The sequence below is a fragment of the Zoogloea dura genome (genome assembly GCF_012927165.1).
GTDB lineage: Bacteria > Pseudomonadota > Gammaproteobacteria > Burkholderiales > Rhodocyclaceae > Zoogloea > Zoogloea dura.
Genome location: NZ_JABBGA010000006.1, coordinates 183,980 through 205,880, shown reverse-complemented (window position 1 = coordinate 205,880; position 21,901 = coordinate 183,980). Strand labels below are relative to the sequence as shown.

The window sequence follows — 21,901 nt, the reverse complement described above, 5'->3', positions numbered from 1 at the left end:
GGCCTCTTACCCCTTGCTTCCGGTCCGGCCGGCGGGTGGAACCCGAGGCAGGTGCGTGGCGACGCAAAGGTATAATGTTACCCAAGCCGTCCGGGGCCGGCAAATCAGCCCCCGCCCGCCCGACAGTTTGCAGAGAGTCCGCCCCCATGAAACTCCATCTCGACAAGAGCGATCAGTACAACACCATTGCCCGTTACGACGCGCGGCACGTCATGGTCGGCAACACCCGCCACGAATCCAGCGTGATCGTGATGCCCCAGCGCATCGAGAGCGACTGGCTCAAGGGCGGCTTCGACGCCCTCGACGCCGCCGCCTTCGAGCACCTCGCCGGCCTCGGCGCCGAGATCCTGATCCTCGGCACCGGCATGAAGCAGCGCTTCCCTCACCCCAGCCTCCTGAAAAGCCTGATGACGGCCCGCATCGGCCTGGAGGTGATGGACCTCGGCTCGGCCTGCCGGACCTACAACATCCTTGTCGCCGAGCACCGCAACGTGGCCGCCGCCCTGCTCTTCGATCCAGCCTGAACGCCACGCTCCGGCCAATCTTCATCCCGGACGGATTGCCAGCCCCGCGGCTTGGGATTAGGCTGCTACCGGACAACCTCATCCGGAGAAACCATGCTCGACCAGGCCGCGCCCGACTTCAGCCTGCCCGCCACCGGCGGTCAGGCAATCACCCTGTCTGCCCTCAAGGGGCACAAGGTGGTCCTGTACTTCTACCCCAAGGACAGTACGCCCGGCTGCACCACCGAGAGCCAGCAGTTCCGCGACCTCCACGGCGAGTTCCTGGCCGCCGACACCCTCGTCTTCGGGATCTCCCGCGACGGTCTCAAGTCCCATGACAACTTCCGCGCCAAGCAGGAGCTGCCCTTCCACCTCATCTCCGACCCGGACGAAACCGCCTGCACCCTGTTCGGCGTCATGAAAATGAAGAACATGTACGGCAAGCAGGTGCGCGGCATCGAGCGCAGCACCTTCGTCATCGACGCCGCCGGCGTGCTGCGCCGCGAATGGCGCGGTGTCAAGGTGCCTGGCCATGCCCAGGAAGTACTGGACTACGTGAAGACCCTGTAACTCCCTTCCGCGCGCCCTCCCCAGACCGACGAAGAGAATCGAGATCCCATGGCCACCCGACGCCCCGCCAAGTCCAAGACACCCGCCACCAAGCTTTTCGTTCTCGACACCAACGTGCTGATGCACGACCCGACGAGCCTGTTCCGCTTCGAGGAGCACGACATCTTCGTGCCGATGATGACCCTTGAGGAACTCGACTCGAACAAGAAGGGCATGTCGGAAGTGGCCCGTAACGCCCGCCAGGCCAGTCGCACGCTCGACGAGATCGTGCAGAGCTGCCCGGAGGGGATAGAGGCCGGCATCAGCCTGCTGGGGCCGTCCAGCGAGCTCGCCAGCGGCCGCCTGTTCCTGCAGACCGAGGCGATCAACGTCCAGCTTCCCGCCGCGCTGCCCACCGCCAAGGGCGACAACCAGATCCTCGCGGTGGTGATGCACCTGTTCGAGAAATTCGACCGCAAGCGTCCGGTCATCCTGGTGTCCAAGGACATCAACATGCGCATCAAGGCCCGCGCCCTGGGCCTGGAAGCGCAGGACTACTTCAACGACAAGGTCCTCGAGGACACCGACCTCCTGTACACCGGCACCAAGGAGATCGACGCCGCCTTCTGGGAGGCCAACGGCAAGGACATGGAGTCCTGGAAGCAGGAAAGCCGCACCTATTACAAGATCAAGGGCCCGGACACCGCCGACCTGCTGATCAACGAATTCGTCTTCCAGGACGGTGAGCAGCCCCTGCAGGCCTGGGTCAAGGAAAAGGCCGGCAAGGTCGTCACCCTCGAGACCCTCATCGACTTCTCCCACCAGAAGAACAATGTGTGGGGGATCACCGCGCGCAACCGGGAGCAGAACTTTGCCCTCAACCTGCTGATGAACCCGGAGATCGACTTCGTCACCCTGCTCGGCCAGGCCGGCACCGGCAAGACCCTGCTCACGCTGGCGGCCAGCCTCACCCAGGTGCTCGAGACCAAGCGCTACTCCGAGATCATCATGACCCGCGTCACCGTGCCGGTGGGCGAGGACATCGGCTTCCTGCCCGGCACCGAGGAAGAGAAGATGGCTCCCTGGATGGGCGCCCTGGAAGACAACCTGGACGTGCTCAACGGCACCACCGGCGAAGGCGGCGAATGGGGCCGGGCCGCCACCCGCGACCTGATCCGCAGCCGCATCAAGATCAAGTCCCTCAACTTCATGCGCGGGCGCACCTTCATCAACAAGTTCCTGATCATCGATGAAGCCCAGAACCTCACGCCCAAGCAGATGAAGACCCTGATCACCCGCGCCGGCCCCGGCACCAAGGTGGTGTGTCTGGGAAACATCGCGCAGATCGACACGCCCTACCTCACCGAGGGCTCGTCGGGCCTGACCTACGTGGTGGACCGTTTCAAGGGCTGGCCGCATTCGGGCCACATCACCCTGCAGCGGGGCGAGCGCTCGCGCCTGGCCGACCACGCCGCGGAGGTGCTGTGATGACCGCCCGCCAAGTGCATCGGCAGGACGCCGGCTCCACCGGGGAGGCCGGGCAATGATCCGCTGGGCCGACCTGGAAGCCCGCTACCAGGGACGTGACGCTTTCATCGCCAAGCTGCTGGGCATCTTCACCACAGCCCACGGGAGCTTTGCCATCCAGATGCGGGAGTTCACGGCCACCGGCAACTCAACCGATGTCGCCCGGCTGGCCCACTCCCTCAAGAGTTCGGCCGGCAACATCATGGCCATGGAGCTGATGGACCTCGCCCTGCGCACCGAGCAGGCCGCCCGCCGGAGCGCACCCGAAGCCATGGAGCTGGCCCTCCAGCTCTCCGACGAACTGGAAGCCACCCTGCTGGAAATCGAAGCCCGCCAGCCTCCGCAGGGCTGAGCTCAGGCCGCCAGTTGCCTGGCGGCCCGGGCCAGGGCGGCCGGTTCGAGGGATTCAAGGCTCAAAGAGCTGGCGTCGCCAGCCTGCCTGTAGAGGCCCTCGCCACCGCGCCGGTAGGCCGGATCGTAATGGTCCACAATCAGGGCACGGGCCAGCGCATCCCAGCTGGCCTCCGTCACCATGCCCTGCCAGGCCCCCACCCTTTCGTGGCCATGCTGGGGCACCAGGCGCTCCAGGGCCGCCTTGAAGGCCGCCGGCTCGCCGATCAGGTCGGCATAGCACTCCATCAAATGGGCCACCCGCGCGTCGAGAGGAGCCTCAATGCGCACGCAGGCGCCGTCGCGCAAGCGCTCGAACAGCGTACCCGGCACATGCAACCGGCCGATCCGGCGGCTCTCGGATTCAGCCCACACCGGCCGGCCCGGCTCCAGGCTGCGCAGCACGCTCCACAGCCCGGTTTCAAAGGCCTTCTGCCCCGGCTGGAAACCCGACACCCCGCCGCCCAGCACCGACCCCCGGTGGCAGGCCAGCGCTTCGAGGTCAAGCACCGGCGCACCCTCCCGGGCCAGGGCATCCAGCAGCGCCGTCTTGCCGCTGCCCGTCGGGCCGCACAGGATCCGGAAGTCGAGGCGGGCGGGCAGGCTTTCGAGGTCCTCCAGCACCCGCTGCCGGAAGGTCTTGTAGCCCCCTTCCAGGCGCCGCGCCGCCCAGCCCACCTGGCTCAGCACCAGGGTCATCGCCCCGCTGCGCTGCCCACCGCGCCAGCAGTAGATGAGCGGCTTCCAGCCCTTGGGCATGGACAGAAAGCGGGTCTCGAGATGGTGTGCTATGTTGCGCGACACCAAGGCTCCCCCCACCTTGCGCGCCTCGAAGGGCGACACCTGCTTGTAGAGCGTGCCGACGCGGATCCGCTCCTCGTCATTGAGTACCGGGCAATTGATGGCGCCCGGCACGTGATCCTCCGCGAACTCCGACGGCGAACGCACGTCGATGATGGTGTCGAATTCGCCGAGCTGATCAACGCTCGCGGAGAAATGGGAAGGATGGGGGAACATGGACAAGACGACCGATCGACAGGATAGAAAATGACAAATGCAACACTCCGGCTCACCGAATTGTCTCACGGCGGCGGATGCGGCTGCAAAATCGCCCCCTCCGTGCTGAGCGAGATGCTGGCCAGCATGCCGGCCGCACAGCCTTTCGCCAACCTGATGGTCGGCACCGAGACCGCCGACGATGCGGCCGTGTGGCGCCTCAACGACCAGCAGGCCCTGATCGCCACCACCGATTTCTTCATGCCCATCGTCGATGACCCCTACGACTTCGGGCGCATCGCCGCCACCAACGCCCTGTCGGACGTCTATGCCATGGGCGGCACGCCGATCATGGCCCTGGCCATCGTCGGCATGCCCATCAACACCCTGCCGGTCGAGGTCATCGGGCGCATCCTGGCCGGTGGTGCGAGCATCTGCGCCGAAGCGGGCATTCCGGTGGCGGGCGGGCACAGCATCGACTCCCCCGAGCCGATCTACGGCCTGGTCGCCCTCGGGCTGGCCCACCCGGACACCATCAAGCGCAACCGCGATGCCCGCGACGGCGACGTGCTGATCCTTGGCAAGCCGCTGGGGGTGGGCGTGCTGGGCTCGGCCATGAAGAAGGGGCTGCTCGATGCCGACGGCTATGCCCAGATGATCGCCACCACCACCCGCCTCAACCGCCCGGGCCCGGCCCTGGCGGCGCTGGACGGGGTGCACGCCCTCACCGACGTGACCGGCTTCGGCCTGCTCGGCCACCTGCTGGAACTGTGCCGGGGTGCCGGCCTGGAGGCGCAGGTCAGTGCGTCCGCCCTGCCCCTGATTCCGGCGGCCATCCCCTTCGCCCGGGACGGCATCGGCCCGGGTGCCATCGGCCGCAACCTGGCAAGCTGCGGCGATGCGGTGCAGTTCGATAGCGGCGTGGAGACCTGGCAACGCAGCCTGATGGCCGACGCACAGACGAGTGGCGGGCTGCTGGTGGCCTGCGCACCGGAAGCGGTGGAGAACGTGCTGGCGATCTTCCGCCAGGGAGGCTTCGGCGAAGCGGCGGTGATCGGACGGATGGCCCAGGGCCCGGCGCAGGTCAAGGTGACGGCCTGAGCGGCAAACACACCCCGGCCTGCCGATAGACTGACGAGGCCAGGGCCCGCCCCGCATTCCACGGGGAGAGAAGCACGGAATGCGGGCGGCCTGGGGGAAGCAAGCAGGCGTAAGACGCGGACTCCGGATCGAAGGGCACTTTCGAGGGTCGGAGGAGCCGGGAGCGCGGCCTGCGCGCGCTCCGGTTTGGGGCAGAAGCTGAAGCGGCGCCTGGATCAGGCCGGCACGACCTCCTGCTGCGGCGCCAGCATCGCGCCGTGCTGCTCGTAGCGCTGGTGCCACGCAAAAGCCTCCTGGAGCAGGTGCGGCGTATGGCCACCGCGGCGGCTGGCGCGCAGGAAGTAGTCGCGCAGGGCATCCTTGTACAGCGGATCGGCGCAATGTTCGATGATCTGGCGGGCCCGCTCACGGGGCGCCAGGCCGCGCAGGTCGGCGAGGCCATGTTCGGTGACGATGATGTCCGTATCGTGTTCGGTGTGATCCACGTGGGACACCATCGGCACGATGCTGGAGATCGCCCCGTTCTTGGCGATCGACTTGGTCACGAACACCGCGAGGTGGGCATTGCGGGCAAAGTCGCCGGAGCCGCCGATGCCGTTCATCATGTGGGTGCCGCCCACGTGGGTCGAGTTCACGTTGCCGTAGATGTCGCACTCCAGCGCCGTGTTGATGCAGATCAGGCCCAGGCGGCGGATCACTTCCGGGTGGTTGGAGATCTCCTGGGGGCGCAGCACCAGGCGCTGCTTGTAGCGCTCGATCTGCCCCAGCACCCGCTCGTAGGCGCTCTTCGACAGGGTGATCGACGAGGCCGAGGCAAAGCTCAGGCGGCCGTCGTCGAGCAGTTCTACGGTGCTGTCCTGCAACACCTCCGAATACATGCGCAGGTCCCGGAAAGGCGAATCGAGCATGCCGTGCAGCACCGCGTTGGCGATGGTGCCGATACCCGCCTGCAGCGGCTGCAGGGAGGTCGACAGGCGGCCCGCCTTCACCTCGTGGAACAGGAATTCGTTGAGATGGCCGGCGATGGCATTGGTCTCCCGGTCGGGCGGCAGCACATTGGACGGGCTGTCGGCCTTTTCGGTGATGACGATGGCGACGATCTTCTCGGGATCCACCGGGATGTAGGGCAGGCCGATGCGCTGCTCGGGGGAGATCAGCGGGATCGGCAGGCGGTGCGGCCGGTAGGTGGGAATATAGATATCGTGCAGCCCTTCCAGGCCCAGGGGCATGGTCAGGTTGATCTCGACGATGATCTTCTTGGCCAGCACCGCGAAACTCGCCGAGTTGCCCACCGAAGTGGTCGGCACGATGCCGCCGTTCTCGGTGATCGCGGTGGCCTCCACCACGGCGATGTCCACCGGCGCGATCTGGCCGGAGCGCAGCTGCTCGACGGTCTCGGACAAATGCTGGTCGATGAACTTGACCTCCCCCGCGTTGATCTTGCGGCGCAGGGTCGGGTCGGCCTGGAAGGGGATGCGGCGGCTGATCACATTGGCTTCGGCCAGCACCTTGTCGATGTCGTTGCCCAGGGATGCGCCGGTCATCAGGGTGATCTGCAGGGGTTCGCGGGCGGCCCGCTCGGCCAGTGCGAAGGGCACCGCCTTGCAGTCACCGGCCCGGGTGAAGCCGCTCATCCCGACGGTCATGCCGTCGCGGAACAGTTCGGCGGCGGCTTCGGGGGACATGATGCGGTCCCGCAGGCGGGCAAGACGGATGCGATCCATGGGCATTGCTGTTTTCTCCGATACTCGTTCTTGGGGTCTGACGCCCCTGGGTGCGCCTCTGATGGACGCCTGGGTGAATGGACGCTGGGTCAATCCGGGCACGAGTATAGGTTCGGGAATTCAGTCACTGGATGACTTAAAATAATCCCTGGAAGTCGTTTTTTTCATGGATTTATGGACCTGCGCGCCCTCCGCTACTTCGTCGAAACCGTCCGCTGCAACAGCTTCACGCTGGCCGCCGAGCACCTCTGCGTCACCCAATCCACGGTCAGCAAGATGTTGCGCCAGCTGGAGGATGAACTCGGCCAGCCCCTGCTCCTGCGCGACGGGCGCCAGCTGCGCCTGACCGACGCCGGCCGGGTGGTGTTCGAGCGGGGGCAGCAGGCCCTGGGCCTGATGCGTGAGCTGGGGCGCGAGCTGGACGATCTCACCACCCTGGCGCGGGGCGAGCTGACCGTCGGCCTGCCGCCCATGGTCAACCTGCTCTTCCCACCGGTGGTGAAGGCCTTTCGCGAGCAGCACCCCGAGGTCAGCCTGAACCTGCGGGAAAGCGGCGGGCAGGTCATCGAACAGCAAGTGGCCAGCGGAGAGCTCGAAACCGGTGTCACCGTGCTACCGGCCGATCCCGCCCTCGGCCTGGCCACGCTGGGCGTGGGCAGCCATCCGGTGCTGGTGGTCGGCCCCCGGGAAGCGGCGTGGACGCGCGCCAGCCGGCTCGACCTGGCCGAACTGGCCGGCGAACCGCTGGTCCTGCCGCCCGATGACTTCTCGCTGACCCGCCAGGTGCGGGACGCCTTCCGGGCGATACGTGCCGAACCCCAGATCGTGGCCCAGAGCGGCCAGTGGGATTTCCTGGTGGCGATGGCCGCAGCCGGCCTCGGCACCACCCTGATCCCGGCCCCGCTGCTGGCCCGCCTGCAGCCGGATGAAGCCCTGGCTGTACGGGCCCTCGCCGAACCCGCGATCAGCTGGAAGGTGGCACTGATCCACGCCCCGGGGCGTTATCTGTCCCATGCGGCGCGGGCCTGGCTGGCGGTCTGCGAGACGGTGCTGGCGCCCTCCTCCATGGGCTAAACTCCGCGGACAATTCCAACCTCACGGAGACAGCCCCATGACAAACCGCTACCTCGACGACCTCATCGTAGGCGACCGCTTCATCAGCGGCGGCCTGACCCTCACCGAGGCCGAGATCATCGACTTCGCCTTCCGCTACGACCCTCAGCCTTTTCACCTGGACGTGAATGCGGCGGCCGAGTCGCCCTATGGCGGGCTCATCGCCAGCGGCTTTCAGTCCATCGCCCTGTGTTTCCGCCTGTTCATCCAGAGCGGCATCTTCAAGGAATCCAGCATCGGCTCGCCGGGCCTCGATGAAGTGCGCTGGCTTGCCCCGGTGCGCCCGGGCGACACCCTGCACAGCGAGGTGGAGGTGCTGGAGGTCCGCCCCTCCACCTCCAAGCCCGACCGCGGCATTGCCCGCCTGCGCTACGCGGCGGTCAACCAGCGCGGCGAGACCGTGCTGAGCTTCATCGGCAACAACATGCTCAAGCGCCGCCCCGGCTGAAACACCGGAACCGCGCAGGGGCTGGCTTCAGCCAGCCCTCACGCTGCACAGCCCTAGCGCGACATCACGTGGGCGAGCCACAGCTCCAGGTCTTGCACCTCCTCGAGGCACAGGGAGTGGTCCATCGGGTAGGAGCGCCATTCCAGCGGGTAGCCGGCGGCCTTCAGAAGGTCGGCGGAAGCTTTGCCGAAATCACAGGGGATCACCGGATCGCTCAGGCCGTGGGCCATGAAGATCGGCGTCTTGGCATTGGCCTCGCTGGCTTCGGCGGCCAGGGTGTCGGCCAGCGGCAGATAGGTGGACAGGGCCAGCACGCCGGCCAGTCGCCGGGGGTGACGCAGCGCCGTGTGCAGGGCGATCGCCCCGCCCTGCGAGAAGCCGGCCAGCACGATGCGGCTGTCCGGGATGCCGCGTTCGTTCTCGCGGGCGATCAGGGCTTCGATCTGGGCGGCCGATTCATGCACGCCCGCCGGGTCTTCGCGGCGGGTGGAAAAATCTGACGAGACGATGTCGTACCACGCACGCATCACATAGCCGCCGTTGATCGTCACCGGGCGGGTCGGGGCGTGGGGGAAGACGAAGCGGGTAAAGGGCAGGCGGTCGGCGTCGAACTCGTCGATCACCGGCTCGAAGTCATGACCGTCGGCCCCCAGGCCATGCAGCCAGATCACCGCATGGGTGGGGGACGGGCCGGTCTGGATCTCGACGGCAGGCAGGATGGTGGCGGTCATGGCGTTTTCCGGTTGGGGGTCTCGAAGGATTGTAACGGACGCTAGCTGCACTGCAACATCCTGCAGATTGCCGATTTATTGCGCAAGATCATGACACCCCGGCAGCGCCGGAGTAGATTCGGGCGTTTGATCCGCGCCTCTGGTCCTGCTTATGGATAACACCGCCGCCGACACCCTGATCCGCACCCATCTGGACTTCCTGCGCCGCCACGCCCCCTTCGACCGCATGGAGGCGGATGCGCTGCGCTTCCTGGGGGAGCGCCTGGCCACCGCCTTCTACCCGGCGGAATCCGAAATCCTGATGCCCGGCGACGGCGCTCCCAATTTCTTCTACATCGTCTATCGCGGCAAGGTACAGGCGCGCCAGACGGGCGGCGTGGCGGTCACCGAATACTCCACCCTGACCCTCGGCCCCGGCGAGGGCTTCCCGATCGGCGCCATCTCGGCCGGGCGGCCCTCCACCAACGGCTACCTGGCGGTGGAGGACAGCTACTGCTTCCAGCTGCCCGCCGCCGACTTCCTGAAGCTGCAGGAGCTCAGCCCGAGCTTCCAGCTGTTCTGCACCCGCTACATCGCCAGCCTGCTCAACCAGTCCCGTGAGCAGCTGCAGGTGCAGTTTTCGCAGCGGGCGGCCGAGCAGCAGACCATGACCACCCCCCTGTCGGGGCTGATCAGCAAATCGCCGGTCGCCGTCGCCCCCGGGCTCGCCACCCGCGCCGCCCTCGAGCGCATGGTGGAAGCCGGCGTGGGCTGCCTGGCCGTCGCCGGCGACGACGGGAAGCCGGTAGGCGTGCTGACCCAGAGCGACATCCTCAAGCGCATCGTGCTGCCCGGCTTCGACCTGACCCGGCCGATCGCCGACGTGATGACCGCCCCGCCCCACACCCTCAAGGCCAACGCCAGCGCCTATGACGCGGCCCTCGAGATGGCCACCCACGGCGTGCGCCACATCCTGGTGGTGGATGCCGAGGACACGCTCAAGGGCGTGATCTCCGAGCGCGACCTGTTCGCCCTGCAGCGCATCGGCCTGCGCCAGATCCGCTCCGGCATCGAGAGCGCCGCCGACGTGCAGGCCCTGCAGCGCGCCAGCCGGGACATCCGCCAGCTGGCCCTCAACCTGCTGGCCCAGGGTATCGGCGCGGAGCAGCTGACCCAGTTCATCTCCGCCCTCAACGACGCCCTGACCCGCCGCATCATCGAGCTCAACCTCGACCGCCACGACCTCTACGGCGTCGAATACGCCTGGCTGGCCTTCGGCTCCGAGGGGCGCCACGAGCAGACCCTGTCCACCGACCAGGACAACGGGATCATCTACGTGCTGCCCGAATGGGCCGACAAGGAACCCCTCAAGCTGCGCCTGCTGGAATTCGCCCGGGACGTGAACAACGACCTGGCCGCCTGCGGCTTCCCCCTGTGCGAAGGCAACATCATGGCCAGCAACCCGGACCTGTGCCTGACCTTCGACGAATGGCGCGAAAAGTTCGGCAGCTGGATCCGCGAACCCCACCCCGAGGCCCTGCTCAACGCCACCATCTTCTTCGACTACCGGGTGCTCTACGGCGACGAGAAGCTGGCTCACACCCTGCGCCACTGGCTGCTCTCGATGACCGGCGGCACCCCCGCCTTCCTCAAGGCGATGGCTGCCAACGCCCTCGACGTATCCCCGCCGCTGGGCAAGATCCGCGACTTCGTCACCGACGACGACCCGCGCCACCCCGGCACCATCGACCTCAAGAAGTTCGGCGCCCGCCTGTTCGTCGACGCGGCCCGGGTGCTCTCCCTGCGGGCCGGTGTCGAGGCCACCAGCACCGCCCAGCGCCTGCGCCAGGCCGGCAGCCGCATCGGCATGCCCGCCGAAGAGCTCTCCGCCATGGCCGACGGCTTCCACTTCATCCAGCTGCTGCGCCTGCGCCACCAGCACCTCGACACCGACCACGGCTCATCCGGCGACAACCGGGTCAAGCCCGACGACCTCAACGAGCTCGACCGGCGCATCCTCAAGGAAGCCTTCCGCCAGGCCCGCAAGATCCAGCTCCGCCTCAAGCTGGACTACCAGATATGAACTGGCTCTCCCGACTCCTGCCCGGCAGCGGCCCGGCCCTCGACCCCGCCCTGCGCAGCACGCTCGAAGCCATAGCGGCCATACCCACGCCCGACCTGAGCCGCTCCCACTACGAGACCCGCTACGTGGTGGTCAACACCGAGACCGGCCCGATGGACGGCGGCGGGCAGCGCCTGCTGGCGGTGGGCGCGGTGGCCATCAACAAGGGCCTCCTGCACCCCGGCGATGCCTTCCAGGCCCGCCTCGGCAGCGCCCCTGCCGGCGCCATGGCCGCCCTGCTCAAGTTCATCGCCAAGGCACCGGTGGTGGTCTACAACGCGCCCTTCAACCAGGGCACCCTCGAACGCGCCTTCGAGAACAACCTCGGCAGCATCCCGCCCCTGGACTGGCTCGACCTGATGGTGCTGATGCCCAGCCTCTACCCCGAGCGCATCGCCGGCCAGGCACGCATGGACGCCTGGCTCGGCGCCTTCGGCATCGAACGCCTCGACCACCGCGACGCCCTCCTCGAAGCCCTCGCCGTCGCCCAACTCCACCAGGTGGCCCTCGCCCGCGCCAAACAGCAAGGCCTCGGCAGCCCACGGGAACTGCTGGACGCGCAGAGCAGCCGCAAATGGCTGCGCGGGAGCTAGCGAGGCAGCGCAAGCAGCCGACAATCACCGGCTGCATGCTTCCCAGCACGTCCGATGAAGCATGTAGACGCGTCTACATGGCATGCAGAAGACGATGTTCCTTAAGTTGACGCCGCTGGATTCAATGTTGCCTGGTCTACATTGAATGTTGACCGGTCAACATTCAATGTTGGTCCGTCTACATGCAATGTTGACGACGCTTGCAAGCATGTAGACGGCTCTGCATCCTTCGTAGACGCCCGCTTCAAAAGAAATGGGTATGGCGTTTATCAACACCATACCCATTTGTATTCATACCGCGGCCCAATCCGGTATCTCCCCGCGGAACGCCCCTACCACCCCGCCTCCAGCATCCCCGCAAACCTCAATGCCAGCGGCGACGCCTCCGGCGGCAGGAGGATGGCCGCTTCTGCAAGGGCCGCAGGCCCGGCAAGCTGGCGCAGCGCGGCTCCCGCGGGCAGCATGTCGCGCATGCAGGCGGGTATCACCGCCACCCCGAAGCCGGCGGCGACGAGCGCGAGCATCGAAGTCTTGCGGGACTGGACGGCGGCGGAGCCGGGGACGAAGCCAGCCTCCAGGCACAGGTCGGTGACGCGCCGGGCCAGGCCGCCACGTTCGCGATGCACGGCGGAGACGAAGCGTTCGTCACGCAAGGCCTCGAGGGGCAAGGGGCCGGCCTCCGCCGCCAGGGGGTGATGGGCCGGCAGCGCCACCCACAGGCGTTCGGCGGGCAGCGGGCGCTGCACCAGCTCGGGGCTGCGGCGCAGCACGGGCAGACGGGCCACGCCGATGTCGGCCCGGCCGGCCAGGATCTCCACCCCCTGCAGCTCTGACGAGACGCGATCCAGGTCGACCCGGGCGCCCGGCAGCGCTGCGGTGAAGGCTTGCAGCGCCGCCAGCAGGGGGCCGGCCACCGGCACCGAGCTGGAGTGAAGCAGGCGCAGCACGCCCACCTCGCCCCGCTCCAGGCGGCGGGCGTCATCCACGGCGTCGTCCAGCATCCCGGCGAGGCCCCGGACGCGCTCGAGAAACAGGGCGCCGGCGGGCGTCAGGCACACGCCGCGGGCTTCGCGCCGGAACAGGGAAAAGCCCAGCGCCTCTTCCGTCTGTGCCAGTTGGCGGCTGAGGGCGGGCTGGGCCACATACAGGCGCGCGGCGGCAGCGGTGAGGCTGCCGGTGTCGGCGATGGCCAGGAGGTAGCGGATCTGTCGGAGGGAAACCATACCGGTGAGGAATGGGTGGTTTGAGAAATCGGCATTGGTGTTATACCAAGCCGCCGCCCAGAATGCAGCCATGCTCGCACTCCCGCTCCTCTTCCGTGGCACGCCGGGCCATCCCGGCAAGGCCTCTGCCCTGCTCGACGAACTCGATGCCCGCTTCCGTGCCGGCGGACACCTGCCGGACCCGGATCAGTGCAATGCCCTGATCCATCTGGCCCGCCTGGGCAGCGCGCTGCTGAAGCACACCCCGGGCTCCGGCCAAGCGGCAGGGCTGTTCCTGTGGGGCGGGGTCGGGCGGGGCAAGACCCGCCTGCTGGACACCCTGGGTGACGCCCTGGGGCCGGCGCAGGCACGGCGTCTTCATGTGGCCGAGCTGCTGGCGGCGGTGCATCGCAGCGCGGTGGCGGGCGGCGACTGGCAGCACCGCATGAACAGCCTGTTCGGCACGGCCCGCGTGCTGCTGCTCGACGAGTTTCATGCCTACGACAGTGCCGATGCGCTGATCCTGCTGCGTGTCTTCGAGAGCGCCCTGGCCCGGGGGATGGGCTGTGTCCTTACCGCCAACCATCCTCCTGCGGCCTTGTGGCCTGATCTGCCGCGCCTGCGCGAGCAGGCACGCCACTACACGCCGCTGGCCGCCTGGCTGGAGCAGCAGTGCACGCTGTTGCGGGTGGATGGGGGTCGGGACTATCGGGAAGGACTGGCTGCCGAGGCGCCCCCGCGCTGGTGGCTGGGGGCGCCTGCGGCAAGGCCGGAGTCACGGCGCGGCGCCTGGCGGGAGGGGCGGAGCGAAGGATGGCGTGAAGCCGGTTTCGATGCGTTGTTCCGCCAGGCCCGCGGGCCGGGCGACTACGCCAGCCTGGCAACGGAGCGGCAAGCCTTGCTGATCCTGGATTTTCCGCGGCTGGCGGGCGAGCACATGGACAGCCTGCGCCGCCTGGTGTGGTTCCTCGATGCGGCCTGGGAGGCCCGCCTGCCACTGGCCGTCACGGCCCGGGCCTCTGTCGCGGCCAGCTTCTCTGGCCTTGCGCCGGAGCTGGCCGCCCTGCTGGGCAAGGACCTGGCCCGCAGCCGCAGCCGCCTGCTGGCCCTGTGCCGCATCTGAAGGATCAGACCTTGAGGAAGTTGTCCCGGTAGTAGCGCAGCTCGGCGATGGACTCGTGGATGTCAGCCAGGGCCTGGTGGGCGCCCTTCTTCTCGAGGCCCTTGTACACATCCGGACGCCAGCGCCGGGCCAGCTCCTTGAGGGTGGACACGTCCAGGTTGCGGTAGTGGAACCAGTCTTCCAGCTTCGGCATGTAGCGGGCCATGAAGCGGCGGTCCTGGCCGATGGAGTTGCCGCACATCGGCGAGGTGCGCGACGGGATGTACTGCTTCATGAACTCGAGGTAGATCTCCTCGGCCTGGGCTTCGTCGATGGTGGAAGCCTTGACCCGGTCGATCAGGCCGGAACGGCCGTGGGTGTTCTTGTTCCATTCATCCATCCCGTCGAGCACCGCGTCGGGCTGGTGCACGGCGATAACCGGGCCTTCGGCCACGATGTCGAGGTTGCCGTTGGTGACGACCATGGCCATCTCGATGATGCGGTCGCTGTCGGGATTGAGGCCGGTCATTTCCATGTCCAGCCAGATGAGGTGATTCTGGTCCTGTGCCATAATCGGCTCGCTTTTCGGTAAAGGCGCGATTCTACGCTGAAGCCACCTTCCCTCACTCGCCCGTCGCCTCTCAACGCCCTCCCCCGAGCCCCTTCGATGAGCCCAAGCAGCTTCTCCGCCCTCTTCCTGCTCGCCCTCGTCGCCGGCCTGTTGACCCGCCTGTGGCTGGCCGGCCGCCAGATCCGCCACGTGGCGGCCCACCGCGGGCAGGTACCCGCCGCCTTCGCGGACAGCATCGGGCTGGATGCCCACCAGAAGGCCGCCGATTACACGGTGGCGCGGGTCCGCACCGGCATGGTGGACCTGCTGATCTCCGCCGGCCTCCTCCTCGCCCTCACCCTGGGTGGCGGGCTGCAGGCGCTGCATGACGTGAGCGTCCGCTTCTTCGCTGCCGGCAGCCTGCCGCAGGGCCTCGTCTTCGTTGCCCTGGTGGCCTCGGTGTCATGGCTGGTGGATCTGCCCCTGACGGTGTATCGCAGCTTCGGCCTGGAGGCGCGCTTCGGCTTCAACCGGCTGACCCCGGGGCTGTTCGTCGCCGATGCCCTCAAGGGCATCCTGCTGTCGGCCGTCATCGGCCTGCCCCTGATCGCCTGCGTGCTGTGGCTGATGGAGGCCATGGGCGAGCTCTGGTGGTTGTATGTGTGGAGCTTCTGGCTGGTCTTCAACCTGCTGGTGCTGCTGGTCTACCCGAGCTTCATCGCCCCGCTGTTCAACAAGTTCAAGCCCCTCGAGGACGGCCCCCTGCGCCAGCGCATCGAGGGCCTGATGAGCCGCTGCGGCTTCCGCCTGTCGGGCCTCTATGTGATGGACGGGTCGAAGCGCTCGGCCCATGGCAACGCCTACTTCACCGGCTTCGGCGCGGCCAAGCGGATCGTCTTCTTCGACACCCTGCTGGACAAGCTCGACCCGGCCGAGGTGGAGGCCGTGCTGGCCCATGAGCTGGGCCACTACCATCACCACCACCTGTGGAAGCGCCTGGCGGTGATCGGTGCGGGCAGCCTGGCCTTCTTCGCCCTGCTCGGCCATGTCTCGGCCACCGACTGGTTCTTCACCGGCCTGGGCATGCAGGCCGGCGGCACGGCGGCCACCCTGGTGCTGTTCGCCCTGGCCCTGCCGGTGTTCACCTTCCCGCTGACCCCGCTGATGAGCCGCTGGTCGCGCACCCATGAGTTCCAGGCGGATGCCTACGCCGCCGCCCAGGCCCCAGCCCCGGATCTGGTCCGGGCGTTGGTCAAGCTGTACCGGGACAACGCCTCGACCCTGACGCCGGACCCGCTGTATTCCAGTATCTACGACTCCCATCCACCGGCAGCCATCCGTATCGCGCGGCTCGAGGGCAGTACACGTTGAAAACTTTCGGCACCCTGATCGCCGCCTTCGGACGGCAGTACGAGGTTCGCACCGACGCAGGCGAGATCCTGCTGTGCGTCCCCCGCGGCAAGAAAAGCATGTTTGCCTGTGGCGACCGGGTCCAGGTGGCCGACACCGGCCCCGGCCAGGGCGTGATCGACAAGCTGGTGGAGCGCAGCAGCCTGCTCTACCGCTCGGACGCCTGGCGCCAGAAGCTGATCGCCGCCAACGCCACCCAGGTAGTGATGGTGGTCGCCACCGAACCCAGCTTCAGCGACGAGTTCGTGTCGCGCTGCCTGTGCGCGGCGGAAAGCCAGCACCTGAAGGTGCTGATCGTGCTGAACAAGACCGACATCCCGGCCGGCCTGGCCGATGCGCGCAGCCGCCTGGCATCCTTCGTCAGGCTGGGCTATCCGGTGCTGGAACTGTCGGCACTCGACAATGTGGATGCGCTGCGCAGCCTCCTGGTCGGCGAGACCAGCCTGCTGGTGGGCCAGTCGGGGATGGGCAAGTCCACCCTCACCAATGCCCTGATCCCGGAAGCCCGGGCCGAGACGCGCGAGATCTCTGAAGTGCTGGATACGGGCAAGCACACCACCACCTTCGCCCGCCTCTATCCGCTGCCGGAAGGCGGTGGCCTGATCGACAGTCCCGGCATGCAGACCTTCGGCCTCGTGCACCTGGACAACGAGGCCCTGGAGGCCAGCTTCAAGGAATTCCGCCCCTATGCGGGGCAGTGCCGCTTCCGCGACTGCCGCCACGACTCGGAGCCGGGCTGTGCCCTGCGCGAGGCGGCGGAACGCGGCGAGATCGAAGGACGCCGCCTGCGCCAGTTCCTGCAGTTCCGGGCGGAATGCGAGAACGGGCGGCGTCAGGCCCAGGGCTGGTAAGTAAGCCCGGCGCCTTACAGGCTCAGATCGCCCTTGCCGAGCAGGTCGGGGTTGGGCAGTTCGTCAAAAGCGTGGCCCAGGGCCTCGCTCCAGCGGTTGCGGATCATGGCGAAGTACTCGTTCTTGGCATCGATGCTGATGTGCGAGGACACCTTGAGCTCATCGGTCTTGATGATCGCCAGGTCTAGGGGCACGCCGACCGACAGGTTGGAACGGATCGTCGAGTCCATGGAGATCAGGGCCAGCTTGGCGGCCTCGTCCAGGCTGGTGTGACGCTTGACCACCCGGTCGATGATGGGCTTGCCGTACTTGGATTCGCCGATCTGGAAATACGGGGTATCGGGGGTCGCCTCGATGAAGTTGCCGGCCGCGTACACATGGAACAGGCGCGGCTGCTCATTGCCGATCTGTCCGCCGAGGATCAGCGCCGCGGTGAAGTCGATGCCGAAGTTGTTGAGGGCTTCGGAATCCCGCCGGTACACCTCGCGCAGCATCTCGCCGACGTGACGTGCCGCCTCGAACATGTTGGGCACAGTCCACAGGTTCTCACGCCCGTCCTGGATGGCCATGACCTCCCGCAGCATGGACACCAGCTGCTGAGTGATGGCCAGGTTGCCGGAACTCATGAGCACCATCACCCGCTCACCGGGGCGCTGGAAGATGCTCATCTTGCGGAAGGTATTGATGTGGTCGACACCGGCATTGGTACGGGAGTCCGACAGGAACACCATACCGGCATCGAGAAGCATGCTGACGCAGTAGGTCATGGAAACAGCTCGCAAAAAAAGGGCGGTACCTGTCAGGTACCGCCCAGGATTGGTTCGGGCACGCCCGCTGGACCGGGCGTAAGGATTCAGTTCTGGATGAGCTGCAGGATGGAGCGGATCTCGTTGCGGACCGCGCTCAGCTGATCGCGCAGCCCGGCGGATTCCTCGACATCCTCGCGCTTGCGGGCAGCCATGTCATCCAGGCGATTGCGCGCACCGGAGATGGTGAAGCCGTCCTGGTAGAGAAGCTCGCGGATGCGGCGGATCAGCAGCACTTCATGGTGCTGGTAATAACGCCGGTTGCCGCCCCGCTTGACCGGCCGCAACTGGGTGAATTCCTGCTCCCAGTAACGGAGGACGTGGGGTTTGACACCGCACAGCTCGCTCACCTCACCGATGGTGAAGTAGCGCTTGAGAGGGATCGGAGGCAGCTCGGCCGCCGCCGGTATATCACTTTGCGACATCGCTCAGTTGCTCCACGTTCGCCTTGAGCTTCTGGCTGGCGTGGAAAGTCACCACACGCCGGGCAGTAATAGGGATTTCTTCGCCGGTCTTGGGATTGCGCCCGGGACGCTGGGGCTTCTCGCGCAACTGGAAGTTGCCGAAGCCCGAGAGCTTGACGCAATCGCCGCGCTCGAGCGCCAGGCGGATCTCTTCGAAGAAGCACTCCACCATATCCTTGGCTTCACGCTTGTTGAGACCCACCTGCTCAAAGAGCATGTCGGCGAGTTCGGCCTTGGTCAAAGTCATGCTCATGATGATCAGGCCCTCAATTTCGCACCGAGGCTGTCCTCGGCGTGACGGGTCAGGGCAATCATCGCGGCATCCACTTCGGCATCCTCAAGAGTCCGCTGAGTTTCTTGCATAACTACGCGGAAAGCAAGGCTTTTCCGGTTCGGCTCGATACCCTTGCCCTGGTATTGGTCGAACAGCTCGATATGCTGGACGATGGCCGGGGCAACCGACTGCAGGCCCCTCAGCAGGCTCGCCGCAGACACCTGCTGATCCACCACCAGGGCCAGGTCACGGGTCACCGCCGGGAAGCGGGAAACCTCGCGGTAGGCCGGGGTACGCGTTTCCAGCAGGGCGTCGAGTTCGATCTCGAAAACCACCGGCGCAGTGCCGAGTTCATACCTCTGGACCCATACCGGGTGCAGTTCGCCGATGAAGCCGATGGCACGGCCATCCAGCAGCACACGGGCAGACCGACCGGGGTGCAGGGCCGGATGAGCGGCCCGCTCAAACTCCGCCACACGCGGGAACAGCAGGGCTTCGAGGTCGGCCTTGACGTCGTAGAAATCGACGTTGCGGTTGCTCTCGCCCCATTGCTCGGGCCTCGCCAGGCCACCGGCCAGGGCGGCGATGCGCACGGGCTGATAGTAGCCCTCCACCGGCTTGCCGGCAGGGTCCTTGGCGAAGCAGCGGCCGATCTCGAAGACGCGGACACGGTTGGTCTGGCGCTTGCGGTTGGTCACAAGGTTGGCCACCAGGCCACCGATCAGGGTGGAGCGCATCACGCTCATCTGGCTGGCAATGGGGTTGGCCAGGCGCACCGGGTCGGCGTTGCCACCGAAATCCTTCTCCCAGGCTTCTTCGACAAAGGCGAAGTTGATGACCTCCTGGTACTCGCGCCCCGCCACCAGACGGCGCACGAACATGGTGTCGCGCTTCGCCTCGGGGCGCGGCAGCATGCTGATGGGGCCTTTGGGCGCACACACCGGGATGTTGTCGTAGCCGTGGAGACGGGCGATCTCCTCGATGAGGTCCTCCTCGATCTCCAGGTCGAAGCGGTAGGACGGCGGGGTCACGACGAAATCGTCCCCTTCGCGTGCCACCTGCAAGTTGAGGCGACCGAACATGCCGGCCACTTCATCGGCGCTGAGCGCAATGCCCAGCACCCGGCGCACGCGGGCCGCACGCAGGCGGATCGGCTCGCGCCGGGGCAGCTTGCCGGCCGCCACTGCATCGACCACCGGGCCGGGCTGACCGCCGCAGATGTCGAGGATCAGGCGGGTGGCGCGCTCGATGGCCGGACCGGCCAAGGCGAAGTCCACACCCCGCTCGAAGCGATAGGAGGCATCCGACGAGAAACCATAGGCACGGGCACGACCGGCGATGACATCGGGGGCGAAGAAGGCGCTCTCGAGGAACAGGTCGGTGGTGTCCAGGGTGATGCCGGAATCCTCGCCCCCCATGATGCCGGCGAGGGCCAGGGCCCGGGTTTCGTCGGCGATCAGCAGCGTGTCGGCGGCCGGGGTCACGGTCTGGCCATTGAGGAGCAGCACCTGCTCACCGGCCTTCGGGAAACGCACGTGGATCGCCCCGCTCAGCTTCGCCTCGTCGAAGGCGTGCAGCGGCTGGCCGAGCTCGAGCATCACGTAGTTGGTCACGTCCACCAGCGCGCTGATGGAACGGATGCCGCTGCGCGCCAGGCGCTGCTTCATCCATTCGGGCGTCGGCGCCTTGGCATTGACACCACGGATGATGCGTCCGGAATAGCGCGGGCAAGCCTCGGCAGCATCCAGCACGATGTCACGGCTGTCGCCGAGCACCGCCGCCACCGGCTCGCAGGCCGGCAGGCTGAGCGGCTGGCCGGTGAGGGCCGCCACTTCACGGGCGATGCCGCTGAGGCTGAGGCAGTCGGCGCGGTTGGGCGTCAGCTTGATCGTGAACAGGGTGTCGTTGAGGGCGAGGTAGTCCCGCAGGTCGGTACCGACAGGAGCATCCTCGGGCAGCACCAGCAGACCGCTGCTTTCGTCGGAGATACCCAGTTCCTTGGCCGAACACAGCATGCCGAAGGACTCGACGCCGCGCAGCTTGGCCGCCTTGATGCCGAAACCGGCCAGGTCGGCGCCCACCAGCGCGCAGGGAATCCTGATGCCAGCGGCCGCATTGGGCGCGCCGCAGACGATCTGCAGCAGTTCACCATGCCCCGCATCGACCTTGCAGACGCGCAGCTTGTCGGCGTTGGGGTGTTTTTCGGCCTCGATGATCTGCGCGACCACCACCTTGGAGAACACGGCGGCCACGCCGTCCTGCTCTTCCACTTCCAGCCCCGCCATGGTGAGCAAATGCCCCAGCGCATCCGAATCGAGATCCGGACTGACGAAACTGCGCAACCAGAGTTCTGAGAATTGCATGGCTTACCTGAATTGACCGAGGAAACGGAGATCGCCTTCGAAGAACAGGCGAAGGTCATTGACGCCATAGCGCAGCATGGTGAGCCGGTCGGGCCCCATGCCGAAAGCAAAACCGGTATAGCGTTCGGGGTCGATGCCGCCGAAGCGCAGCACATTGGGATGCACCATCCCGCAGCCGGCGATTTCCAGCCAGCGGCCCTTCAGTGCACCGCTCATGAAGGCTACGTCGATCTCGGCGGACGGCTCGGTGAACGGGAAAAAGGACGGACGGAAACGCACCTGCAGATCATCGCTCTCAAAGAAGCTGCGCAGGAAATCGGCCACCACGCCCTTCAGGTCGGCAAAGCTCACCGATTCGCCAACCCACAGGCCTTCAACCTGGTGGAACATCGGTGAATGGGTGGCGTCGGAGTCCACGCGATACACGCGGCCCGGCGCGATGATGCGCAGTTCGGGCATGGTGTCACGGTCCTTGTAGGCCTCCACGTGGGCCTGCATGGCGCGGATCTGGACCGGGCTGGTATGGGTGCGCAGCAGCACGCCCTCGCCGTTTTCCAGGTAGAAGGTGTCGTGCATCGAACGGGCCGGGTGATTGGCCGGGGTGTTCAATGCCGTGAAATTGTAGAAGTCGGTCTCGATCTCGGGGCCTTCGGCCACATCGAAACCGATGGAGCGGAACAACTGTTCGACACGCTCCAGGGTACGCACCACCGGGTGCAGGCCACCGACCCCCTGGCCACGGCCGGGCAGGGTCACATCCAGCGCCTCGGCGGCCAGCTGGGCCTCGAGAGCGGCCCGCTGCAGGGCATCGCGACGGGCATTGAGCAGGGCCTCGATGGCGGATTTGGCCTTGTTGATCTCGGCGCCGGCGCTCTTGCGCGCTTCCGGATCGAGCTTGCCGAGCCCCTTGAGAAGCTCCGTGAGGGAGCCGGCCTTGCCCAGGTAACGCGCCTTGGCGACTTCCAGGGCAGCGGCGTCGACAGCAGCGGAAAAATCGGCTTCCGCCTGCGTGACGAGTTGATCCAGTTGATCCATTGTGTTCAGTCTTATCCCGGGTTCAGGACAAAAAAAAGGAGGCCAGGCCTCCTTTTTTCGTGCTGCTT

Annotated in this window: 22 protein-coding genes; 12 read left to right on the top strand and 10 right to left on the bottom strand. The window is 66.8% G+C overall.

All coding sequences use genetic code 11. The annotated features are described in order from the left end of the window. Positions 1–146: 146 nt before the first annotated feature. The 4 genes from HHL15_RS10160 to HHL15_RS10145 all read left to right on the top strand — a co-directional run bounded on the left by HHL15_RS10160 (position 147) and on the right by HHL15_RS10145 (position 2,931). Positions 147–524 (top strand): Mth938-like domain-containing protein, encoded by a 378-nt coding sequence (locus tag HHL15_RS10160; protein WP_169145645.1) that lies wholly within the window; start codon positions 147–149, stop codon positions 522–524. A gap of 93 nt (positions 525–617) precedes the next feature. Next, positions 618–1,073 carry a peroxiredoxin gene (locus HHL15_RS10155; protein ID WP_169145644.1) on the top strand — a complete coding sequence of 152 codons (456 nt, stop codon included), beginning with the start codon at positions 618–620 and terminating at the stop codon, positions 1,071–1,073. A gap of 48 nt (positions 1,074–1,121) precedes the next feature. Next, entirely contained in the window at positions 1,122–2,540 is a 1,419-nt protein-coding gene (locus HHL15_RS10150) for a PhoH family protein (RefSeq protein ID WP_169145643.1), read from the top strand. 55 nt (positions 2,541–2,595) lie between these two features. Next, complete coding sequence (locus HHL15_RS10145) at positions 2,596–2,931, top strand: Hpt domain-containing protein (protein ID WP_169145642.1); 336 nt, start codon at positions 2,596–2,598, stop codon at positions 2,929–2,931. A 2-nt stretch (positions 2,932–2,933) separates the two neighbouring features. Here the strand turns inward: HHL15_RS10145 and mnmH are convergent, their stop codons facing one another. After that, the gene (mnmH, locus tag HHL15_RS10140) at positions 2,934–3,986 is read right to left on the bottom strand and encodes a tRNA 2-selenouridine(34) synthase MnmH (RefSeq protein ID WP_169145641.1); all 1,053 of its coding nucleotides are present in this window, start codon (positions 3,984–3,986) and stop codon (positions 2,934–2,936) included. A 30-nt stretch (positions 3,987–4,016) separates the two neighbouring features. Between mnmH and selD the strand changes: the two genes are divergently transcribed. Then, positions 4,017–5,066 (top strand): selenide, water dikinase SelD, encoded by a 1,050-nt coding sequence (gene selD / locus HHL15_RS10135; RefSeq protein WP_169145640.1) that lies wholly within the window; start codon positions 4,017–4,019, stop codon positions 5,064–5,066. A 215-nt stretch (positions 5,067–5,281) separates the two neighbouring features. Here the strand turns inward: selD and HHL15_RS10130 are convergent, their stop codons facing one another. Beyond that, on the bottom strand, positions 5,282–6,796 hold the full coding sequence (locus tag HHL15_RS10130) for an acetyl-CoA hydrolase/transferase family protein (RefSeq protein ID WP_169145639.1): 1,515 nt from the start codon (positions 6,794–6,796) through the stop codon (positions 5,282–5,284). Between the two features lie 168 nt (positions 6,797–6,964). Here HHL15_RS10130 and HHL15_RS10125 point away from each other — a divergent pair, with 168 nt between their 5' ends. Beyond that, the gene (locus tag HHL15_RS10125) at positions 6,965–7,864 is read left to right on the top strand and encodes a LysR substrate-binding domain-containing protein (RefSeq protein ID WP_169145638.1); all 900 of its coding nucleotides are present in this window, start codon (positions 6,965–6,967) and stop codon (positions 7,862–7,864) included. Between the two features lie 37 nt (positions 7,865–7,901). After that, positions 7,902–8,351: a MaoC family dehydratase gene (locus HHL15_RS10120; RefSeq protein ID WP_169145637.1), complete on the top strand. Its 450-nt coding sequence runs from the start codon at positions 7,902–7,904 to the stop codon at positions 8,349–8,351. A gap of 53 nt (positions 8,352–8,404) precedes the next feature. Here HHL15_RS10120 and HHL15_RS10115 read toward each other — a convergent pair whose 3' ends face one another. Further along, positions 8,405–9,082, bottom strand: coding sequence for an alpha/beta hydrolase (locus tag HHL15_RS10115; RefSeq protein WP_169145636.1), 678 nt, complete (start codon positions 9,080–9,082; stop codon positions 8,405–8,407). A 151-nt stretch (positions 9,083–9,233) separates the two neighbouring features. On the opposite strand from HHL15_RS10115, the gene HHL15_RS10110 reads away from it, so the two are divergent. After that, positions 9,234–11,144 (top strand): DUF294 nucleotidyltransferase-like domain-containing protein, encoded by a 1,911-nt coding sequence (locus tag HHL15_RS10110; RefSeq protein WP_169145635.1) that lies wholly within the window; start codon positions 9,234–9,236, stop codon positions 11,142–11,144. Continuing rightward, positions 11,141–11,776 carry a 3'-5' exonuclease gene (locus tag HHL15_RS10105; RefSeq protein ID WP_169145634.1) on the top strand — a complete coding sequence of 212 codons (636 nt, stop codon included), beginning with the start codon at positions 11,141–11,143 and terminating at the stop codon, positions 11,774–11,776. The genes HHL15_RS10110 and HHL15_RS10105 overlap by 4 nt, the downstream gene beginning before the upstream one ends. 332 nt (positions 11,777–12,108) lie before the next feature. Here HHL15_RS10105 and HHL15_RS10100 read toward each other — a convergent pair whose 3' ends face one another. After that, the gene (locus HHL15_RS10100; RefSeq protein WP_235943327.1) at positions 12,109–13,071 is read right to left on the bottom strand and encodes a LysR family transcriptional regulator; all 963 of its coding nucleotides are present in this window, start codon (positions 13,069–13,071) and stop codon (positions 12,109–12,111) included. Between HHL15_RS10100 and zapE the strand changes: the two genes are divergently transcribed. Then, positions 13,070–14,101 (top strand): AFG1/ZapE family ATPase, encoded by a 1,032-nt coding sequence (gene zapE, locus HHL15_RS10095; RefSeq protein WP_169145633.1) that lies wholly within the window; start codon positions 13,070–13,072, stop codon positions 14,099–14,101. The genes HHL15_RS10100 and zapE overlap by 2 nt on opposite strands. Before the next feature lie 4 nt (positions 14,102–14,105). Here the strand turns inward: zapE and orn are convergent, their stop codons facing one another. Continuing rightward, on the bottom strand, positions 14,106–14,651 hold the full coding sequence (orn, locus tag HHL15_RS10090; protein ID WP_169145632.1) for an oligoribonuclease: 546 nt from the start codon (positions 14,649–14,651) through the stop codon (positions 14,106–14,108). A gap of 96 nt (positions 14,652–14,747) precedes the next feature. On the opposite strand from orn, the gene HHL15_RS10085 reads away from it, so the two are divergent. Then, positions 14,748–16,001: a M48 family metallopeptidase gene (locus tag HHL15_RS10085; protein WP_169145631.1), complete on the top strand. Its 1,254-nt coding sequence runs from the start codon at positions 14,748–14,750 to the stop codon at positions 15,999–16,001. Next, positions 15,998–16,891: a ribosome small subunit-dependent GTPase A gene (gene rsgA / locus HHL15_RS10080; RefSeq protein ID WP_235943326.1), complete on the top strand. Its 894-nt coding sequence runs from the start codon at positions 15,998–16,000 to the stop codon at positions 16,889–16,891. The genes HHL15_RS10085 and rsgA overlap by 4 nt, the downstream gene beginning before the upstream one ends. 14 nt (positions 16,892–16,905) lie before the next feature. Here rsgA and HHL15_RS10075 read toward each other — a convergent pair whose 3' ends face one another. The 5 genes from HHL15_RS10075 to pheS all read right to left on the bottom strand — a co-directional run bounded on the left by HHL15_RS10075 (position 16,906) and on the right by pheS (position 21,833). Next, positions 16,906–17,658, bottom strand: a complete 753-nt coding sequence (locus tag HHL15_RS10075) for a proteasome-type protease (protein ID WP_169145630.1) — start codon at positions 17,656–17,658, stop codon at positions 16,906–16,908. 86 nt (positions 17,659–17,744) lie between these two features. Beyond that, complete coding sequence (locus tag HHL15_RS10070) at positions 17,745–18,122, bottom strand: MerR family transcriptional regulator (RefSeq protein WP_169145629.1); 378 nt, start codon at positions 18,120–18,122, stop codon at positions 17,745–17,747. Next, positions 18,109–18,414, bottom strand: a complete 306-nt coding sequence (locus tag HHL15_RS10065) for an integration host factor subunit alpha (protein WP_169145628.1) — start codon at positions 18,412–18,414, stop codon at positions 18,109–18,111. The genes HHL15_RS10070 and HHL15_RS10065 overlap by 14 nt, the downstream gene beginning before the upstream one ends. Positions 18,415–18,419: 5 nt before the next feature. Continuing rightward, positions 18,420–20,798, bottom strand: a complete 2,379-nt coding sequence (gene pheT / locus HHL15_RS10060) for a phenylalanine--tRNA ligase subunit beta (protein ID WP_169145627.1) — start codon at positions 20,796–20,798, stop codon at positions 18,420–18,422. A 3-nt stretch (positions 20,799–20,801) separates the two neighbouring features. Beyond that, positions 20,802–21,833 (bottom strand): phenylalanine--tRNA ligase subunit alpha, encoded by a 1,032-nt coding sequence (gene pheS / locus HHL15_RS10055; protein WP_169145626.1) that lies wholly within the window; start codon positions 21,831–21,833, stop codon positions 20,802–20,804. Positions 21,834–21,901: the final 68 nt, after the last annotated feature.

What these genes read in the sequence shown, in the direction of transcription:
- HHL15_RS10065 (WP_169145628.1), bottom strand. Translation starts at nt 18,414, where the DNA reads ATGAGCATGACTTTGACCAAGGCCGAACTCGCCGACATGCTCTTTGAG.
- HHL15_RS10120 (WP_169145637.1), top strand. Translation starts at nt 7,902, where the DNA reads ATGACAAACCGCTACCTCGACGACCTCATCGTAGGCGACCGCTTCATC.
- mnmH (WP_169145641.1), bottom strand. Translation starts at nt 3,986, where the DNA reads ATGTTCCCCCATCCTTCCCATTTCTCCGCGAGCGTTGATCAGCTCGGC.
- HHL15_RS10150 (WP_169145643.1), top strand. Translation starts at nt 1,122, where the DNA reads ATGGCCACCCGACGCCCCGCCAAGTCCAAGACACCCGCCACCAAGCTT.
- HHL15_RS10145 (WP_169145642.1), top strand. Translation starts at nt 2,596, where the DNA reads ATGATCCGCTGGGCCGACCTGGAAGCCCGCTACCAGGGACGTGACGCT.
- orn (WP_169145632.1), bottom strand. Translation starts at nt 14,651, where the DNA reads ATGGCACAGGACCAGAATCACCTCATCTGGCTGGACATGGAAATGACC.
- HHL15_RS10160 (WP_169145645.1), top strand. Translation starts at nt 147, where the DNA reads ATGAAACTCCATCTCGACAAGAGCGATCAGTACAACACCATTGCCCGT.
- HHL15_RS10130 (WP_169145639.1), bottom strand. Translation starts at nt 6,796, where the DNA reads ATGCCCATGGATCGCATCCGTCTTGCCCGCCTGCGGGACCGCATCATG.
- HHL15_RS10115 (WP_169145636.1), bottom strand. Translation starts at nt 9,082, where the DNA reads ATGACCGCCACCATCCTGCCTGCCGTCGAGATCCAGACCGGCCCGTCC.
- HHL15_RS10070 (WP_169145629.1), bottom strand. Translation starts at nt 18,122, where the DNA reads ATGTCGCAAAGTGATATACCGGCGGCGGCCGAGCTGCCTCCGATCCCT.
- zapE (WP_169145633.1), top strand. Translation starts at nt 13,070, where the DNA reads ATGCTCGCACTCCCGCTCCTCTTCCGTGGCACGCCGGGCCATCCCGGC.
- HHL15_RS10155 (WP_169145644.1), top strand. Translation starts at nt 618, where the DNA reads ATGCTCGACCAGGCCGCGCCCGACTTCAGCCTGCCCGCCACCGGCGGT.
- HHL15_RS10110 (WP_169145635.1), top strand. Translation starts at nt 9,234, where the DNA reads ATGGATAACACCGCCGCCGACACCCTGATCCGCACCCATCTGGACTTC.
- HHL15_RS10100 (WP_235943327.1), bottom strand. Translation starts at nt 13,071, where the DNA reads ATGGCTGCATTCTGGGCGGCGGCTTGGTATAACACCAATGCCGATTTC.
- pheS (WP_169145626.1), bottom strand. Translation starts at nt 21,833, where the DNA reads ATGGATCAACTGGATCAACTCGTCACGCAGGCGGAAGCCGATTTTTCC.
- HHL15_RS10105 (WP_169145634.1), top strand. Translation starts at nt 11,141, where the DNA reads ATGAACTGGCTCTCCCGACTCCTGCCCGGCAGCGGCCCGGCCCTCGAC.
- selD (WP_169145640.1), top strand. Translation starts at nt 4,017, where the DNA reads ATGACAAATGCAACACTCCGGCTCACCGAATTGTCTCACGGCGGCGGA.
- HHL15_RS10125 (WP_169145638.1), top strand. Translation starts at nt 6,965, where the DNA reads ATGGACCTGCGCGCCCTCCGCTACTTCGTCGAAACCGTCCGCTGCAAC.
- pheT (WP_169145627.1), bottom strand. Translation starts at nt 20,798, where the DNA reads ATGCAATTCTCAGAACTCTGGTTGCGCAGTTTCGTCAGTCCGGATCTC.
- HHL15_RS10085 (WP_169145631.1), top strand. Translation starts at nt 14,748, where the DNA reads ATGAGCCCAAGCAGCTTCTCCGCCCTCTTCCTGCTCGCCCTCGTCGCC.
- HHL15_RS10075 (WP_169145630.1), bottom strand. Translation starts at nt 17,658, where the DNA reads ATGACCTACTGCGTCAGCATGCTTCTCGATGCCGGTATGGTGTTCCTG.